General features: G+C 68.7%; 15 protein-coding genes. 8 read left to right on the top strand and 7 right to left on the bottom strand.

The features are described from left to right. Positions 1 to 9: 9 nt before the first annotated feature. Genes ACSX1D_RS15030 through ureG form a run of 7 tightly spaced genes read left to right on the top strand, consistent with a single transcriptional unit; the run spans position 10 to position 4,382 of the window. Entirely contained in the window at positions 10 to 312 is a 303-nt protein-coding gene (locus tag ACSX1D_RS15030) for an urease subunit gamma (RefSeq protein WP_439859269.1), read from the top strand. 16 nt (positions 313 to 328) lie between these two features. After that, entirely contained in the window at positions 329 to 646 is a 318-nt protein-coding gene (locus ACSX1D_RS15025) for an urease subunit beta (protein ID WP_439862333.1), read from the top strand. Beyond that, entirely contained in the window at positions 643 to 2,346 is a 1,704-nt protein-coding gene (gene ureC, locus ACSX1D_RS15020; protein ID WP_439859268.1) for an urease subunit alpha, read from the top strand. Before ACSX1D_RS15025 ends, ureC begins: the two co-directional genes overlap by 4 nt. A 25-nt stretch (positions 2,347 to 2,371) precedes the next feature. Further along, positions 2,372 to 2,857, top strand: coding sequence for an urease accessory protein UreE (ureE, locus tag ACSX1D_RS15015; protein WP_439859267.1), 486 nt, complete (start codon positions 2,372 to 2,374; stop codon positions 2,855 to 2,857). Between the two features lie 18 nt (positions 2,858 to 2,875). Further along, the gene (locus ACSX1D_RS15010) at positions 2,876 to 3,058 is read left to right on the top strand and encodes a hypothetical protein (protein ID WP_439859266.1); all 183 of its coding nucleotides are present in this window, start codon (positions 2,876 to 2,878) and stop codon (positions 3,056 to 3,058) included. Between the two features lie 12 nt (positions 3,059 to 3,070). Further along, a complete protein-coding gene (locus tag ACSX1D_RS15005) occupies positions 3,071 to 3,745 on the top strand; it encodes an urease accessory protein UreF (RefSeq protein WP_439859265.1) in 675 nt (224 codons plus the stop codon). 10 nt (positions 3,746 to 3,755) lie between these two features. Next, positions 3,756 to 4,382 carry an urease accessory protein UreG gene (gene ureG, locus ACSX1D_RS15000; protein WP_439859264.1) on the top strand — a complete coding sequence of 209 codons (627 nt, stop codon included), beginning with the start codon at positions 3,756 to 3,758 and terminating at the stop codon, positions 4,380 to 4,382. Positions 4,383 to 4,407: 25 nt separating this feature from the next. On the opposite strand, the gene ACSX1D_RS14995 is transcribed toward ureG, so the two are convergent. From ACSX1D_RS14995 to metR, 7 genes are all read right to left on the bottom strand, one after another. After that, positions 4,408 to 4,815, bottom strand: coding sequence for a GFA family protein (locus ACSX1D_RS14995; RefSeq protein ID WP_439859263.1), 408 nt, complete (start codon positions 4,813 to 4,815; stop codon positions 4,408 to 4,410). Between the two features lie 34 nt (positions 4,816 to 4,849). Beyond that, positions 4,850 to 5,734 (bottom strand): GNAT family N-acetyltransferase, encoded by an 885-nt coding sequence (locus ACSX1D_RS14990; RefSeq protein ID WP_439859262.1) that lies wholly within the window; start codon positions 5,732 to 5,734, stop codon positions 4,850 to 4,852. A gap of 158 nt (positions 5,735 to 5,892) precedes the next feature. Continuing rightward, positions 5,893 to 9,042, bottom strand: coding sequence for an efflux RND transporter permease subunit (locus ACSX1D_RS14985; protein ID WP_439859261.1), 3,150 nt, complete (start codon positions 9,040 to 9,042; stop codon positions 5,893 to 5,895). A 1-nt stretch (position 9,043) separates the two neighbouring features. Further along, positions 9,044 to 10,126, bottom strand: a complete 1,083-nt coding sequence (locus ACSX1D_RS14980; RefSeq protein WP_439859260.1) for an efflux RND transporter periplasmic adaptor subunit — start codon at positions 10,124 to 10,126, stop codon at positions 9,044 to 9,046. 6 nt (positions 10,127 to 10,132) lie between these two features. Next, the gene (locus ACSX1D_RS14975) at positions 10,133 to 10,789 is read right to left on the bottom strand and encodes a TetR/AcrR family transcriptional regulator (RefSeq protein ID WP_439859259.1); all 657 of its coding nucleotides are present in this window, start codon (positions 10,787 to 10,789) and stop codon (positions 10,133 to 10,135) included. Between the two features lie 184 nt (positions 10,790 to 10,973). Then, entirely contained in the window at positions 10,974 to 11,396 is a 423-nt protein-coding gene (locus tag ACSX1D_RS14970) for a hypothetical protein (protein ID WP_439859258.1), read from the bottom strand. 137 nt (positions 11,397 to 11,533) lie between these two features. Beyond that, entirely contained in the window at positions 11,534 to 12,460 is a 927-nt protein-coding gene (metR, locus tag ACSX1D_RS14965) for a transcriptional regulator MetR (RefSeq protein WP_439862332.1), read from the bottom strand. 193 nt (positions 12,461 to 12,653) lie between these two features. Here metR and metE point away from each other — a divergent pair, with 193 nt between their 5' ends. After that, positions 12,654 to 14,945 carry a 5-methyltetrahydropteroyltriglutamate--homocysteine S-methyltransferase gene (metE, locus tag ACSX1D_RS14960; protein ID WP_439859257.1) on the top strand — a complete coding sequence of 764 codons (2,292 nt, stop codon included), beginning with the start codon at positions 12,654 to 12,656 and terminating at the stop codon, positions 14,943 to 14,945. Positions 14,946 to 14,980 lie beyond the last annotated feature (35 nt).

Here is a 14,980-nt window from a genome sequence, read left to right as displayed (position 1 = left end):
GAGCGAGCCATGGAGCTGACCCCGAGAGAGAAAGACAAGCTGCTGCTGTTCACCGCCGCGCTGCTGGCCGAGCGCCGCCTGGCCCGTGGCCTGCGGCTCAACTACCCGGAGGCCGTGGCACTGATCAGCGCCGCGGTGCTGGAGGGCGCCCGCGACGGGCGCACGGTCGCCGAGCTGATGGAGAGCGGTCGCCAGATCCTCAGCCGCGAGCAGGTGATGGACGGCGTGGCCGAGATGATCCACGACGTCCAGGTCGAGGCGACCTTTCCCGACGGCACCAAGCTGGTGACCGTGCACAACCCGATCCTCTGAGGCCACAGCCATGAGCATGATTCCCGGAGAAATCCAGGTCGCCGACGGCGACATCGAACTGAATGTGGGCCGCGAGCAGGTGACCCTGAGCGTGGCCAACCATGGCGACCGGCCGGTGCAGGTCGGTTCCCACTACCACTTCTTCGAGGTCAACCCGGCGCTGGTGTTCGAGCGCGACAAGGCCCGCGGCTTCCGCCTGGACATCGCCGCCGGCACCGCGGTGCGCTTCGAGCCGGGGCAGGCGCGCAGCGTGACCCTGGTGGCGCTGGCCGGCAAGCGCGAGGTCTACGGCTTTCGCGGCGCGGTGATGGGCGCGCTGGAGGAGCAGGCATGAGCCGGATCTCCCGTCGCGCCTACGCCGACATGTTCGGCCCCACCGTCGGCGACCGCGTGCGCCTGGCCGACACCGACCTGTGGGTGACGGTGGAGCGGGACTTCACCCTCTACGGCGAGGAGGTCAAGTTCGGCGGCGGCAAGGTCATCCGCGACGGCATGGGCCAGGGCCAGATGCTCGCCGCCGAGGCCATGGACCTGGTGCTGACCAACGCCCTGATCATCGACCACTGGGGCATCGTCAAGGCCGACATCGGCGTCAAGCACGGGCGCATCGTCGGCATCGGCAAGGCCGGCAACCCGGATATCCAGCCGGGCGTGACCCTGGCGGTCGGCCCCGGCACCGAGGTGATCGCCGCCGAAGGCAAGATCGTCACCGCCGGCGGCGTCGATGCGCACATCCACTTCATCTGCCCGCAGCAGGCCGAGGAGGCGCTGACCTCCGGGGTCACCACCATGCTCGGCGGCGGCACGGGACCGGCCACCGGCACCAATGCCACCACCTGCACCCCGGGGCCGTGGAACATCGCCCGCATGCTCCAGGCCGCCGACAGCCTGCCGGTCAACATCGGCCTGCTCGGCAAGGGCAACGCCTCGCGTCCGCAAGCCCTGCGCGAGCAGATCGAGGCCGGGGTGATCGGCCTCAAGCTGCACGAGGACTGGGGCTCGACCCCGGCGGCGATCGACTGCTGCCTGGGCGTGGCCGAGGAAACCGACGTGCAGGTGGCGATCCACACCGACACCCTCAACGAGTCCGGTTTCGTCGAGGACACCCTGGTCGCCATCGGCGACCGCACCATCCATACCTTCCATACCGAAGGGGCGGGCGGCGGCCACGCGCCGGACATCATCACCGCCTGCGCCTTCGCCAACGTGCTGCCGTCCTCGACCAACCCGACCCTGCCGTACACGGTCAACACCGTAGACGAGCACCTGGACATGCTCATGGTCTGCCACCACCTCGACCCGAGCATCGCCGAGGACGTGGCCTTCGCCGAGAGCCGCATCCGCCGCGAGACCATCGCTGCCGAGGACATCCTCCACGACCTGGGCGCCTTCTCCATGACCTCCTCGGACTCCCAGGCCATGGGCCGGGTCGGCGAGGTGGTGCTGCGCACCTGGCAGGTGGCGCACCGCATGAAGCAGCAGCGCGGCCCGCTGGCGCCGGACACGGCCTTCAGCGACAACTTCCGGGTCAAGCGCTACATCGCCAAGTACACCATCAACCCGGCGCTGTCCCATGGCATCGCCCATGAGGTCGGCTCCATCGAGGCGGGCAAGCTGGCCGACCTGGTGCTCTGGGCGCCGGCCTTCTTCGGCGTCAAGCCGGCGCTGGTGCTCAAGGGCGGGCTGATCGCCACCGCGCCCATGGGTGACATCAACGGCTCGATTCCCACGCCGCAGCCGGTGCACTACCGGCCGATGTTCGGCGCCCTCGGCGCGGCGCGGCATGCCACGCGCATGACCTTCCTGTCCCAGGCCGCCATGGCCCGCGGGGTGGCCGGGGAACTCGGCCTGCACAGCCTGATCGGCACGGTGCGCGGCTGCCGCACGGTGCGCAAGGGCGACATGGTCCACAACGGCCTGATGCCGCATATCGAGGTCGACTCGCAGACCTACCAGGTGCGCGCCGACGGCGAACTGCTGGTGTGCGAGCCGGCCTCGGTGCTGCCGATGGCCCAGCGTTATTTCCTGTTCTGATGCGGCCTGTTCCGAGGAGAAGCCGATGCTTATGTTGACCCGCCGCCTGCACCAGGCGGCCCCGATCAGTGCCACCGCCACCCTGGACCTCGACACCCGGATCAAGAGCCGTGTGCGCATTCGCCTGGACGACGGCCGCGACGCCGGCCTGCTGCTCGAACGTGGCCAGCTGCTGCGCGGCGGCGAGCTGCTGGCGGACGAGCGGGGCGAGGAGGTGGTGCAGGTGATCGCCGCCGCCGAGCAGGTGTCCACGCTGCGTTGCGCCGACCCGCTGCTGCTGGCGCGCGCCTGCTATCACCTGGGCAACCGCCATGTGCCGCTGCAGATCGAGGCCGGCCTGGCGCGTTACCAGCACGACCACGTGCTCGACGAGATGGTCCGCGGCCTGGGCCTGGAGGTCAGCGTCGAGCAGGCGCCCTTCGAGCCCGAGGCCGGCGCCTACCAGAGCCACGCCCACAGCCACGCCGCTGCCCATCGTTTCGTCCGCGCCCCCGGCCAGCACGCCCATTGAATCCGCCTGGAGACCCCTATGAACAAGTACCTGACCCTCGTCCTGCTGCTGGCCAGCACGCCGGCCTTCGCCCATGTCGGCCACGCCCACACCCACGAGCATGGCATCGCCCACCATATGCTCGGTACCGAGCAGTGGTTGCTGGGCCTGAGCCTGGTACTGGTCGCCGGACTCGTCTACTGGCTGCGCCCGCGTTGGTGAGGAGCGCCGGACATGCTTGACGACCTGAGGCTGCTGCGCCTGCTGCAGCTGGCCAGCCCCGGCCTGCCGGTGGGTGGGTTCACCTACTCCCAGGGCCTGGAATTCGCCGTGGAAGCCGGCTGGGTGCGCGATGCCGAGGGCTTTCGCGCCTGGCAGCGCGAACAGCTGGAGGACACCCTCGGCCATCTCGACTGGCCCGTGCTGGCGCGCCTGTACCACGCCTGCCGCGACGACGACGCGCCAGCCTTCGCGCACTGGAGCCGCTTCCTGCTGGCCAACCGCGAGACCGCCGAGCTGCGCCTGGAGGAGCGCCAGCGCGGCCAGGCCCTGATGCGCCTGCTGGATGGCTGGCAGCTGGGCCAGGCGCCAGCCTGGCGGGCCAGCCTGGAGCTGAGCCAGCTCGGCGGCATGGCCTGGCTGGCCGCGCACTGGCACATCCCATTGCGCGCCCTGGCCCTGGGCCACGGCTACAGCTGGCTGGAAGGCGCGGTGATGGCCGGCGTCAAGCTGGTGCCCTTCGGCCAGCAGATGGCCCAGAGCCTGCTGCGCGACCTGAGCGCCGAGCTGCCCGAGGTGCTCGAACAGGCGCTGGTCCTGGGCGATGACCAGCTGGGCGGCGGCCTGCCGCTGCTGGCCATCGCCTCGGCCCGTCACGAAACCCAATACACCCGATTGTTCCGTTCCTGAGGAAAAGCCCATGCAAAGCTACAAGCAACCCCTGCGCGTCGGTGTCGGCGGTCCGGTCGGTTCCGGCAAGACCGCGCTGCTCGAGGCCCTGTGCAAGGCCATGCGCGACAAGTACCAGATCGCCGTGGTGACCAACGACATCTACACCAAGGAGGACCAGCGCATCCTCACCGAGGCCGGCGCCCTGGAGCCCGAGCGCATCGTCGGGGTGGAGACCGGCGGCTGCCCGCACACCGCGATTCGCGAGGACGCCTCGATGAACCTGGCGGCGGTGGAGGAGCTGGCGCGCCGCTTCGGCAATCTCGAAGTGATCTTCGTGGAAAGCGGCGGCGACAACCTGAGCGCCACCTTCAGCCCCGAGCTGGCCGACCTGACCGTGTACGTGATCGACGTCGCCGAGGGCGAGAAGATTCCGCGCAAGGGCGGCCCGGGCATCACCAAGTCGGACTTGCTGGTGATCAACAAGATCGACCTGGCGCCCCACGTCGGCGCCTCCCTGGAGGTGATGGAGCGCGACACCAACCGCATGCGCCCGCAGCGGCCCTGGACCTTCAGCAACCTGAAGACCGGCCACGGCCTGCAGAATGTGATCGACTTCATCGTCGAGCGCGGCATGCTCGACGGGGCGCCGGCCTGAGCCACGGGCCGGGCGAAAGGGGGCCTCAGGCCCCCATCCCGGGCGGCCATTCGTCATGCTGGGGCAGGTCGTCGGTGATTTCGTGCCAGACGGCCTTGGAGTTCACGAAGATGTGTTCCAGGGGCCGTGTGCCGGGGTCACCATCGACACTGCCGAGCACGACTTCGGCGACCCGGCCGGCATGACTGCTGGCCAGTGACGAGCCGCACTGGCGGCAGAAGCAGCGATGCGTGCCTGGGGAGGACTCGTACTGCGCGATGTGCTCCTGTCCCGCCGTCCAGCGGAATTGTTCCGGGTCGATGAGTCCCCAGCTCACATAGGCGGCGCCGTTGGCCTTTCGGCAATTGCCGCAGTGGCAGTGGCCGGCGAGGGCGAAGTCGCCGCTGATTTCGTATCGAACGCTGCCGCACAGGCAGCTGCCACGTATGGCCATGGCGTGTTCCTCCGTCAAGGTTGGAAGGGGGCGGTCAGTAGAAGATCGAAGGCAGGTAGGCGCCCGCCGGCTCGTTGTACAGGCCGATGCTCATCAGCGTCATCGGCTGGACCACGCGCAGGCCGTGCTCCAGGCACCAGCGAAACAGCTCGGCGTTGCGCGTCGGCACATGGAAGCCCGGCCCTGGATACTCGCTTGCCGCGGCAATCAGCGCCTTCAGGGCGTCGTTGGTTTCGCCCACGCTGTGGCCGAAGAAGGCGACGATGGTGGTGTAGCCGACGATCCGCCCCTCGCACTCGACGACCCGGGCGGTGCCTTGGGCGATCGCGTCCTTCAGCTCGCCGCCGCGATCGTGTCCGTGTACCTGGAGGCAGAGCCGGTTGCAGTGGGGCAGATCCTCGAGGGTGGCCGGCCTGACCCGATGGCCGGGCACACTGACGTTCGGTGGCGTGCCCTGCATCGTCGACAGCGGTTCGCGCGCGACGAAGCCGAGCTTGCTGTACAGCGCGAGGGAACGGCCGTGATAGGCCGCCTGCAGCAAGCGGGCGCCTGGCAGGCGCTTGTCGGCAACCCGCTGCAGCACGTCTTCCATCAGGCGCCGGCCGATGGCCTGGTTCTGAATGTGTGGGTCGACGGTGATCGGCCCGATGCCGGCAATGCTGTTGCGCTCATCGAGGAAGTTGCTGCCGGCGATGCGCCCGGCGGATTCGGCAATCACCGAATAGAAACCGGGATGGCCGAGGAGCCCGCAGAGCAGCTCGCTGGCCACCTCCGCCGAGGGGAAGTCGGCTGGAAAGTTGTGCTTGCCAGAGATGGCGCTGAAGGCCTCGTAGCAGATCCGGCCGCAGGCCGCGGCATCCTCTGCTGTGCCGGGCCGGAGCCTGACATCCGTCTCGAAGAACTGTGGATTTGCCGCCATTTTCGACCTTCCTCTGTGGGCGTTGAGGAGATCCATGCTAGGGCGGTGTGAGCCGGCGGATTGCGAAATAACCCCTAGGCAATCCCTAAAAAATCCCTAAATACGCAGGTGCGCAGCGCTGCCGGTGCCGTTCGCGGGGCCCGGCAGCCGCATGCGCCTTATTCCAGGCTGCGTTGCAGTTGCGCGCGCGCCGGGGTGCTGGGCAGCACCTGTTCCGGCAGGTCGAGCAGATCGTCGTCGTAGCTCTCCAGTGGCGGTGGGCGGCGCTCGAAGCGCGCGCCGAGCACCAGCAGGCAGGGGGTCAGCAGCAGGGTCAGCAGGGTGGCGAAGCTCAGGCCGCCGGCGATGGCGCTGGACAGCTGGGTCCACCACTGGGTCGAGGGCGCGCCGAAGCCCAGGCTCGGCGCCAGCAGGTCGACATTCACCCCGAGCACCATGGGCATCAGCCCGAGCACCGTGGTCACCGCCGTGAGCAGCACCGGGCGCAGGCGCAGGCTGCCGGTTTCCAGGGCAGCCTCGCGCGGCGCCAGGCCCTGGTGGCGCAGCTGGTTGTAGGTGTCGATGAGGATGATGTTGTTGTTCACCACGATGCCGGCCAGGGCGATCAGGCCCATGCCGACCATGACGATGCCGAACGACTGGCCGTTGACCAGCAGGCCGATCAGCACCCCGGCGGTGGACAGCACGATGGCTGAAAGCACCAGGCCGGCCTGGTACAGGCTGTTGAACTGGGTGACCAGGATGATCGCCATGAGGAACACCGCGACGACGAAGGCGCTGAGCAGGAAGTTGGCGGCCTCGCGCTGCTCGGCGTCCTCGCCGGCGAACTCGATCCGCACCGCGCCCGGCACCTCGCCCATGGCCTCGCGCAGCGCCTGCAGACGCTCATCCAGGCGCGCGCCCTCGGCCAGCTCGGCCTGCAGGGTGATGGTGCGGGCGCCGTCGACCCGGCGCAGGGTGCCGACCTTGGGCGCCGGCTGCAGGCTGACGAAGTTCGCCAGCGGCACCTGGCCGCTCGGGGTGTTCAGGGTCAGGCGGCCGAGCTGGTCGAGGGAGCGCCAGTTCTCCGGCAGACGCACGCGGATGTCCACCTCGTCGCTGGCGTCCTCGGGGCGGTAGGTGGCCAGTTTGAGGCCGTTGGTCACCAGCTGCACGGCGTTGCCGACGCTGAGCACGTCGGCGCCGAAGCGTGCCGCCGCCTCGCGGTCGACCTGCAGGCGCCACTCGATGCCGGGGAGGGCGCGGTCATCCTCGATGTCCTTGAAGCCGCCGAGGCTCTGCATGGTCTGGCGCAGGCGCTCGACCCACTGCGCCGACAGGGCCGGGTCCAGGGCGCTGACCTGCAGCTTGACCGGTTTGCCGCCGCCCGGGCCCTCCTGCTGCTCACGGAACTCCAGGACGATGCCCGGCAGGTCGGCGGTGCGCGCGCTCATGTCGGCAAGGATGCGCTTGGCCGGGCGCCGTTCATGCCAGTCGACGAACTGGAACTGCAGGGTGCCGATCACGTCGGCGCCGAGCTGGCCGTCCGGCTGGGCCAGGGAGCGGGCGTACAGTGCCTTGACCTCGGCCATGCCGAGCAGGCGGCTTTCCACCTGCTGCAGCAGCTGGTCCTTCTCCCGTACCGAGAGGTCGCCGCGGGCGCGCAACCAGATCTGCGCGCTCTCCGGTTCGACCTCGGGGAAGAACTCCACGCCATGGTTGAAGCGGCCATAGCCGGCATAGATCAGGGCGATCAGGGCGAGCATGCCGAGCAGCGTCAGGCCCGGGCGCCTGAGCAGCTTCTGCAGCAGCCGGCGGTAGGCGCGGCCGCCGCGGCTGGGCTGGTCCGGCAGCGGCGCCGGCCGGCCACCGGTCACCGCGCCGAGCACCGGCAGGAACACCAGGGCCATGGCCAGGGAGGCGAGCAGGCAGAGGATCACCGTGGCCGGCAGGTACTTCATGAATTCGCCTACCACCCCTGGCCAGAACAGCAGCGGCAGGAACACCATCAGGGTGGTGGCGGTGGAGGCGATCACCGGCCAGGCCATCCGGGTCGCGGCATTGACCCAGGCCTGGCGCGGGTTCTGGCCCTGGTGCAGGTAGCGGTCGGCCAGTTCGGAGACGACGATGGCGCCGTCCACCAGCATGCCGGCGACCAGGATCAGGCTGAACAGCACGACGATATTGAGGGTGAAGCCGAGCGTCCAGATCAGCAGGATGCCAGTGAGGAAGGCGCCGGGGATGGTCAGCCCGACCAGCAGCGCCGAGCGCAGGCCCATGCTCGCCACCACCAGCATCAGCACCAGCACGATGGCGGTCAGCACGTTGTTCAGCAGGTCGCCAAGCATGCTCTTGACCTGCTGCGACTGGTCCATGATGTAGCTGACCTTGAGGCCGGCGGGCAGCAGCGGCTGGGCCTGCTGCATCAGCGCCTTGACCTGTTCGATGGTGGCGATGATGTTGGCGCCGCTGCGCTTGGAAACCTCCAGGACGATGGCCGGCTGGCCGTTGATGCGGGCGAAGCCGGTCGGGTCCTTGAAGGTGCGCTGGATGCTGGCCACGTCGCCGAAGGTCACCACGCTGTCGCCGTCGACCTTGATCGGCATGGACAGCACGTCCTCGAGGTCCTCGATGACCCCGGGCACCTTCATGCTCATGCGCCCGGCGCCGGTGTCCAGGCTGCCGGCGGCGACCAGGCGGTTGTTGCGGCTGACCAGGTTGAACAGCTGGCTGTAGTCGATGCCGTAGCTGTCGAGCACCTGCGGGTCGACGACGATTTCCAGCAGGTCCTCGCGGTCGCCGCCGATGGTCACCGAGAGCACCTCGGCGATGCCCTCGATGTTGTCCTTCAGGCGCCGCGCCACCTGCACCAGCTGCTGCTCGGAGAGCGGTCCGGAGAGGCCGATCGACAGCACCGGGAACAGCGCCACGTTGACCTCGTTGACCGTCGGCTCGTCGGCCTCCTCCGGCAGCTTGCTGCGCGCCGTGTCGACCTTCTCCCGCACATCGGCCAGGGCGCGCCTGGCGTCGAAGCCGGCATCGAACTCCAGGGTCACCGAGGCGTGGCCCTCGCTGGCCATGGCGCGCAGCTCCTTGATCCCTTCGAGGCTGCGCAGTTCCTGCTCCAGGGGACGGGCCAGCAGGCGCTCGGCGTCTTCCGGGGCGATGCCTTCCAGGCGCACCGAGACGTAGATGATCGGAATGCTGACGTCCGGGTTGGCTTCCTTGGGGATTGCCACGTAGGCCGCCAGTCCGCCGCCCAGCAGGAACAGCAGCAGCAGCAGGCTGGTGCGGCTGCGATCGAGGGCGGCGGCGATCAGGCTGTACATCTCAACTGCCCTCTGCGGTCGTTTGCACGCGCACCGCCTGGCCGGGCTCGACGAAGCCCTGGCCGAGGGTGATCAGCGCCACCCGCTGGGGCAGGCCGCTGACCCAGGCGCCCTGGTTGTCGACGCTGAGCAGTTCGACCGCGGTGAACTCGACCCGCTGCGCCGCGTTGACCCACTTGACCCCGTGACGACCGCTCTCATCCAGGCTGAGCAGGGCAGGTGACAGGCGATGGGCCAGGGTCTCGCCGGTGTCGATGTGCAGCGTCGCGCTGGCCCCGGCCAGGCGCTGCAGCTCGGGATTGGCCACCCGCACCTCGATGCGGAAGCTGCGCGAGCCGGGATCGGCGGCGGCGGCGATGAAGTGCAGTTCGCCCGTCAGTTCGCGGCCGTCGAGCAGCTCGATGCGCACCGGCTGGCCGAGGCGCAGCTGGGTCACCTGCTGCTGGGCGACCTGGGCGCTGACCCGAAGCTGGCTGATGTCGACCAGGGTGAGCAGGCTCTGGCCGGGCTGGACGGCGCCGCCCAGCTCGACCTGGCGCTGGTCGTAGACTCCGGCGAAGGGCGCGCTGATACGCGTGTTTTGCAGCTGCTGGCGGGCGCTGTCGAGCTCGGCGCGGGCCTTGGCCAGTTCGCTCTGCAGGCGCAGCAGTTCGTTGGCCGAGACCAGGCTGCGCTCGCGCAGGCGTTGCGCCGCCTTGACCTCGCTCTGACGCTGGCGCACCTCGGCCTCGCCGCGTGCCACCTGGGCCGGGCGATCGTCCGGCGACAGGCTCAGCAGCAGCTCGCCCTGTTCGACCCGGTCGCCCTTGTCGCGGTCCAGGCGCAGCACCTGGGCGTTGACCTGGGCGCGCAGTTCGACCCGGCGCCAGGGCTCGACCTGACCCTGCACCACATGCTGGCGCTGCATCGGCTCGGCCTCCAGCCAGTGGATCTCGACCTTGGCCAGGCCGTTCTCGGCCACCGGTTGATCGGGGGCGGCGCGGTCCTGGGCGCGGTACAGGTCGCCGCTGAGCAGCCACAGCAGCAACAGCAGGGCGATGACGATGGCGAGCAACCAGGGGCGTTTGGCGAGCTGACTGAACATGGGCGGTTACTCGGCAGGTACGGGCTGGTTGGGCAGGCACGCGGCCTGGCCGCGCAGGCCGGCGATGATGAAGTCGCTGACGCGCTCGAGGTAGTCATGCAGGGCGATGGGCTCGGCCCAGTGCTCGAAGCCGCCGGAGGCGATGCGCGCCATGACGCCGTTGAAGCAGGCCTCCACGCCCCACAGCAGCTGCTGGCAATCGGCCCGGGACAGGCGGTGGCCATCCAGGGTGTGCGCCAGCAGCTGGGCGAAGAACTCCTGGTAATCGCGTTCCAGCGCGAGGAACTCTTGCTGATAGGGCGCCTCCAGGCGCGCCTGGAAGGCCGGGCGATCGCAGAGCTGGCACAGCTGCACCAGCACCGGGTCGGCGAGCATCTGCTCGAAGGCCCGGCGGATCACCCGGTGCATGGACTGTGGCCCGGGTTGTGCGGCATGCAGGAGGCGCAGCTGCTCGAGGTTCTCCCGCGACTGGTCCAGCACCAGGCGGGCGTACAGCGCCTCCTTGCTGGGGAAGTGCTTGTACACCGTGCCCTTGCCGATACCGGCGCGGGTCGCCAGCTCGGCGATGGTCACCCGGTCCCAGGGGGCCTGGCGAAACAGCTCGCGGGCGGCCTTGAGGATGGCGTCATGACGTTGCTGGAACAGCAGATCCTGGTAGCGCATGGTGCTCGACCGAAAAGTGTGACCGTTGGTCATGCTATGACTGGAGGTCACGACGGGCAAGTGCGCAGGTGTAACAGGCTATGCCGAAGAGGGCTCCAAGCCCCGCCGGGCTGGCGCCATGGGGAGGACGCAAACCCGCCAGGGGGAAGTGAGCGGTTCCGGCGCTACCGGGGGAGCGCCGGGGTTACTGACCCTGGTTCTGCAGCATCTGCTCCATCATATGCAGCATGTTCTGCATGTTTTCATGCATCTCCCGCAGGCATTGTTGTTGCGGGGCCGCGTCCTTGGCCATCGGGCATTGGCTCTGCTGCATGTGCTGGTTCATCAGGCCCAGTTGCGCCTGCATGGCGTGGTGATGTTCCCTGCGTATTTGCTGGCGCTCCCCGGCACTGCTGGCGTTATGCATCCGGCTCATCATGTCCTGCATCCGTGACCAGTCCATCCGGCCCATGCCTTGCCCCATTCCGAGCCCTTGGTCCATGGGCATGCTTTGCTCGTTCTGCGCCAGTTGTTCGGTGTGGTGGGCGTCCTCGGCGAAGGCCGGGGCAGCCAATAGAGCGCCGGCCAGAGTGAGGGCGTTTAGGGCGTTGCAGGTGAGGATTTTCATGGTCGTTCTCTCGCTGCTGGGATCCTAAGGCTCGATTAAACCCCGCGTATGAGCACTGGCCATTGATCTGGGTCATCCCGAGTGAAGCCGTTCGGCGTTGCCGGGCGATTTTTGGCCGGCCGACGATGCACCTAGCCTCAACGGCTCTTGGTTGCGACGCTGACTCCTTCCAGGGTGGCGAAGGAGGTGTCCTTGGCGGTCAGCAAAAAATCACGCATGAAGGGCGCGTCGAGCATGTCGGTGCGGATGCCGGCATACAGGGTGGCGAACAGGCCCTTGTCGCCCAGGCGCTTGGCGGTCACGTAGCCGCGCGAGCTGTACTCGTGCAGGGCCCAGTTGGGCAGGCCGCAGACGCCGCGGCCGCTGGCCACCAGCTGCATCATCATCACCGTCAGTTCCGAGGTGCGCACCTGGGCCGGCTCGACATCGGCCGGCTCGAGGAAGCGGGTGAAGATGTCCAGGCGGTCGCGCTCCACCGGGTAGGTGATCAGGGTCTCGCTGGCCAGATCCTCCGGCTGGATATTGGCCTTGCTCGCCAGCGGGTGCTGGTTGGCCACCGCCAGCATGGCCTCGTAGGTGAACAGCGGCACATAGGTGATGCCGGCCAGTTCCTGCGGGTCCGAGGTCACCACCAGGTCCAGGTCGCCGCGCGCCAGGGCCGGCAGCGGGGCGAAGGAGAAGCCCGAGGCCAGGTCCAGCTCCACTTCCGGCCAGGCGTCGCGGAACTGGTCGATGGTCGGCATCAGCCACTGGAAGCAGCTGTGGCACTCGATGGCCATATGCAGCCGGCCCGCCGTACCGCCAGCCAGGCGCGCCAGGTCGCGTTCGGCGCCGCGCAGCAGCGGCAGCACCGCGTCGCACAGCTGCAGCAGGCGCAGGCCGGCGCTGGTGAAGCGCACCGGCTTGGTCTTGCGCACGAACAGCTGCATGCCCAGGCGCTCCTCCAGTTCCTTGAACTGGTGCGACAGGGCCGACTGGGTCAGGTGCAGGCGCTCGGCCGCGTCCACCAGGCTGTCGCTCTCGCGCAGGGCGTGCAGGGTCTTCAGGTGGCGCAGTTCGAGCATGGCGGCCTCGCAGCAGGGTGGGGAACGCGTCACCCATCCACCACGGCGCTGGTTCTGCCGCGGGTGGATGAGAGCGGTGCCGTTCAGCCTACATGAACAAAACTATAGATCAAGACGAATACGTTGAGTTTGTCTCACGATGCTCCGCTGCCGAGAATAGCCACCATCTTGTCTATCTATGGAGCGTTTCGACATGGCCCTGTCTCATTCCCTGGGTTTTCCGCGCATCGGCCGCGACCGCGAGCTGAAGAAGGCCCTGGAGGCCCACTGGAAAGGCGAACTGGACGAAGCCGGGCTGCGCGCCGTCGGCCGCGAGCTGCGCGCGGCCCACTGGCAGTTGCAGAAGGAGGCCGGCCTCGACCTGCTGCCGGTGGGCGACTTCGCCTGGTACGACCAGGTGCTCGGCCACTCGCTGATGCTCGGGGTGGTTCCCCAGCGCTTTCGCCCGCAGTCGGGCACGCCGACCCTGCAGACCCTGTTCGCCATGGCCCGCGGCGCCAGCTCCACTACCTGCTGCGGCGGCGCCCACGCCCAGGAGCTGACCAAATGGTTTGACAGCAACTACCACTACCTGGTCCCGGAGTTCAGTGCCGACCAGCGCTTCCAGCTGAGCTGGGAGCAGTTGTTCGAGGAGGTCGAGGAGGCGCACGCCCTGGGCCATAGGGTCAAGCCGGTGATCATCGGGCCGCTGACCTACCTGTGGCTGGGCAAGACCAAGGGCCAGGCGTTCGACAAGCTCGAGCTGCTCGAGGCGCTGCTGCCGGTCTACGGCGAGATTCTCGGGCGCCTGGCGGCCCTGGGCGTGGAGTGGGTGCAGATCGACGAGCCGATCCTCGGCCTGGACCTGCCCCAGGACTGGAAGAACGCCTTCGAGCGCGCCTACCACCTGCTCCAGCACGCCCCACTGAAGAAGCTGGTCGCCAGCTATTTCAGCGGCCTGGAGGACAACCTCGGCCTGGCCGTAGGCCTGCCGGTGGACGGCCTGCACGTCGACCTGGTGCGCGCCCCCGAGCAGCTGCCGCTGCTGGTCGACCGCCTGCCCGCCTACAAGGTGCTGTCGCTGGGCGTGGTCAACGGGCGTAACGTCTGGCGCTGCGACCTGGAGCGCGCGCTGATCCAGCTGCGCCAGGCCGAGGAGCGCTTTGCTGACAACCTGTGGGTCGCGCCGTCCTGCTCGCTGCTGCACAGCCCGGTCGACCTGGAGCGTGAGCACCACCTCGACGCCGAGCTGAAGAGCTGGCTGGCCTTCGCCGTGCAGAAGTGCGCCGAAGTCGCCATCCTCGGTCGCGCCCTGAACCAGCCGGCGGATGCCGCGGTACAGGCCGCCCTGGCCGAGAGCCGCGCCGTACAGACCAGCCGCGCCGCCTCCTCGCGCATCCACAACCCGGCGGTGCAGGCGCGTCTGGACGCCGTAGTCCCGGGCGACAGCCAGCGCCTGTCGCCCTTCGCCGAGCGCAGCGCCCGGCAGCGTGCGCAGCTGCAGCTGCCGCTTCTGCCGACCACCACCATCGGCTCCTTTCCGCAGACCGCTGCGATCCGCCTGGCGCGCCAGGCCCATAAGCAGGGCAAGCTGTCTGCCGCGGACTACACCGAGGCCATGCACAGCGAGATCCGCCATGCCGTGCAGGTGCAGGAAAACCTCGGCCTGGACGTGCTGGTGCATGGCGAGGCCGAGCGCAATGACATGGTCGAGTACTTCGCCGAGCAGCTCGATGGCTATGCCTTCACCCGCTACGGCTGGGTGCAGAGCTACGGCTCGCGCTGTGTCAAGCCGGCACTGATAGTCGGCGACCTGAGCCGTCCGCAGCCGATGACCGTGGAGTGGATTCGCTACGCCCAGGGCCTGACCGACAAGGTGATGAAGGGCATGCTCACCGGGCCGGTGACCATGCTGATGTGGTCCTTCCCGCGCGAGGACGTCAGCCGCGAACAGCAGGCGCGCCAGCTGGCCCTGGCCATCCGCGACGAGGTGCAGGACCTGGAGGCGGCCGGCATCCGCATCATCCAGATCGACGAGGCGGCCTTCCGCGAGGGCCTGCCGCTGCGCAAGGAACGCTGGGCCGCCTACCTGGACTGGGCCACCGAGGCCTTCCGCCTGGCCGCCTGCGGCGTGCGCGACGAGACGCAGATCCACACGCACATGTGCTACAGCGAGTTCAACGAGGTGATCGGTGCCATCGCCGCCATGGACGCCGATGTCATCACCATCGAGACCTCGCGCTCGGACATGGAGCTGCTCGAGGCCTTCGAGCGCTTCGCCTACCCCAACGAGATCGGCCCGGGGGTGTACGACATCCACTCGCCGCAAGTACCGGAGGTCGCGCAGATGGTCGAGCTGCTGCGCAAGGCCGCCGGGCGCATCCCCCTCGAGCGGCTGTGGGTCAACCCCGACTGCGGCCTGAAGACCCGCGCCTGGCCGGAGACCGAGGCGGCGCTGGTCAACATGGTCGCCGCCGCGCGGCAGTTGCGCGCGCAGCTGGCCTGATCGCCGGCCCCTCGTCCGCAGGCTGTCGTGCCGGA

The organism is Pseudomonas sp. MBLB4136, assembly GCF_051904765.1.
Lineage (GTDB): Bacteria > Pseudomonadota > Gammaproteobacteria > Pseudomonadales > Pseudomonadaceae > Aquipseudomonas.
This window is presented reverse-complemented; position numbering and strand designations above follow the sequence as displayed.

What these genes read in the sequence shown, in the direction of transcription:
- ACSX1D_RS15030 (WP_439859269.1), top strand. Translation starts at nt 10, where the DNA reads ATGGAGCTGACCCCGAGAGAGAAAGACAAGCTGCTGCTGTTCACCGCC.
- ACSX1D_RS15025 (WP_439862333.1), top strand. Translation starts at nt 329, where the DNA reads ATGATTCCCGGAGAAATCCAGGTCGCCGACGGCGACATCGAACTGAAT.
- ureC (WP_439859268.1), top strand. Translation starts at nt 643, where the DNA reads ATGAGCCGGATCTCCCGTCGCGCCTACGCCGACATGTTCGGCCCCACC.
- ureE (WP_439859267.1), top strand. Translation starts at nt 2,372, where the DNA reads ATGCTTATGTTGACCCGCCGCCTGCACCAGGCGGCCCCGATCAGTGCC.
- ACSX1D_RS15010 (WP_439859266.1), top strand. Translation starts at nt 2,876, where the DNA reads ATGAACAAGTACCTGACCCTCGTCCTGCTGCTGGCCAGCACGCCGGCC.
- ACSX1D_RS15005 (WP_439859265.1), top strand. Translation starts at nt 3,071, where the DNA reads ATGCTTGACGACCTGAGGCTGCTGCGCCTGCTGCAGCTGGCCAGCCCC.
- ureG (WP_439859264.1), top strand. Translation starts at nt 3,756, where the DNA reads ATGCAAAGCTACAAGCAACCCCTGCGCGTCGGTGTCGGCGGTCCGGTC.
- ACSX1D_RS14995 (WP_439859263.1), bottom strand. Translation starts at nt 4,815, where the DNA reads ATGGCCATACGTGGCAGCTGCCTGTGCGGCAGCGTTCGATACGAAATC.
- ACSX1D_RS14990 (WP_439859262.1), bottom strand. Translation starts at nt 5,734, where the DNA reads ATGGCGGCAAATCCACAGTTCTTCGAGACGGATGTCAGGCTCCGGCCC.
- ACSX1D_RS14985 (WP_439859261.1), bottom strand. Translation starts at nt 9,042, where the DNA reads ATGTACAGCCTGATCGCCGCCGCCCTCGATCGCAGCCGCACCAGCCTG.
- ACSX1D_RS14980 (WP_439859260.1), bottom strand. Translation starts at nt 10,126, where the DNA reads ATGTTCAGTCAGCTCGCCAAACGCCCCTGGTTGCTCGCCATCGTCATC.
- ACSX1D_RS14975 (WP_439859259.1), bottom strand. Translation starts at nt 10,789, where the DNA reads ATGCGCTACCAGGATCTGCTGTTCCAGCAACGTCATGACGCCATCCTC.
- ACSX1D_RS14970 (WP_439859258.1), bottom strand. Translation starts at nt 11,396, where the DNA reads ATGAAAATCCTCACCTGCAACGCCCTAAACGCCCTCACTCTGGCCGGC.
- metR (WP_439862332.1), bottom strand. Translation starts at nt 12,460, where the DNA reads ATGCTCGAACTGCGCCACCTGAAGACCCTGCACGCCCTGCGCGAGAGC.
- metE (WP_439859257.1), top strand. Translation starts at nt 12,654, where the DNA reads ATGGCCCTGTCTCATTCCCTGGGTTTTCCGCGCATCGGCCGCGACCGC.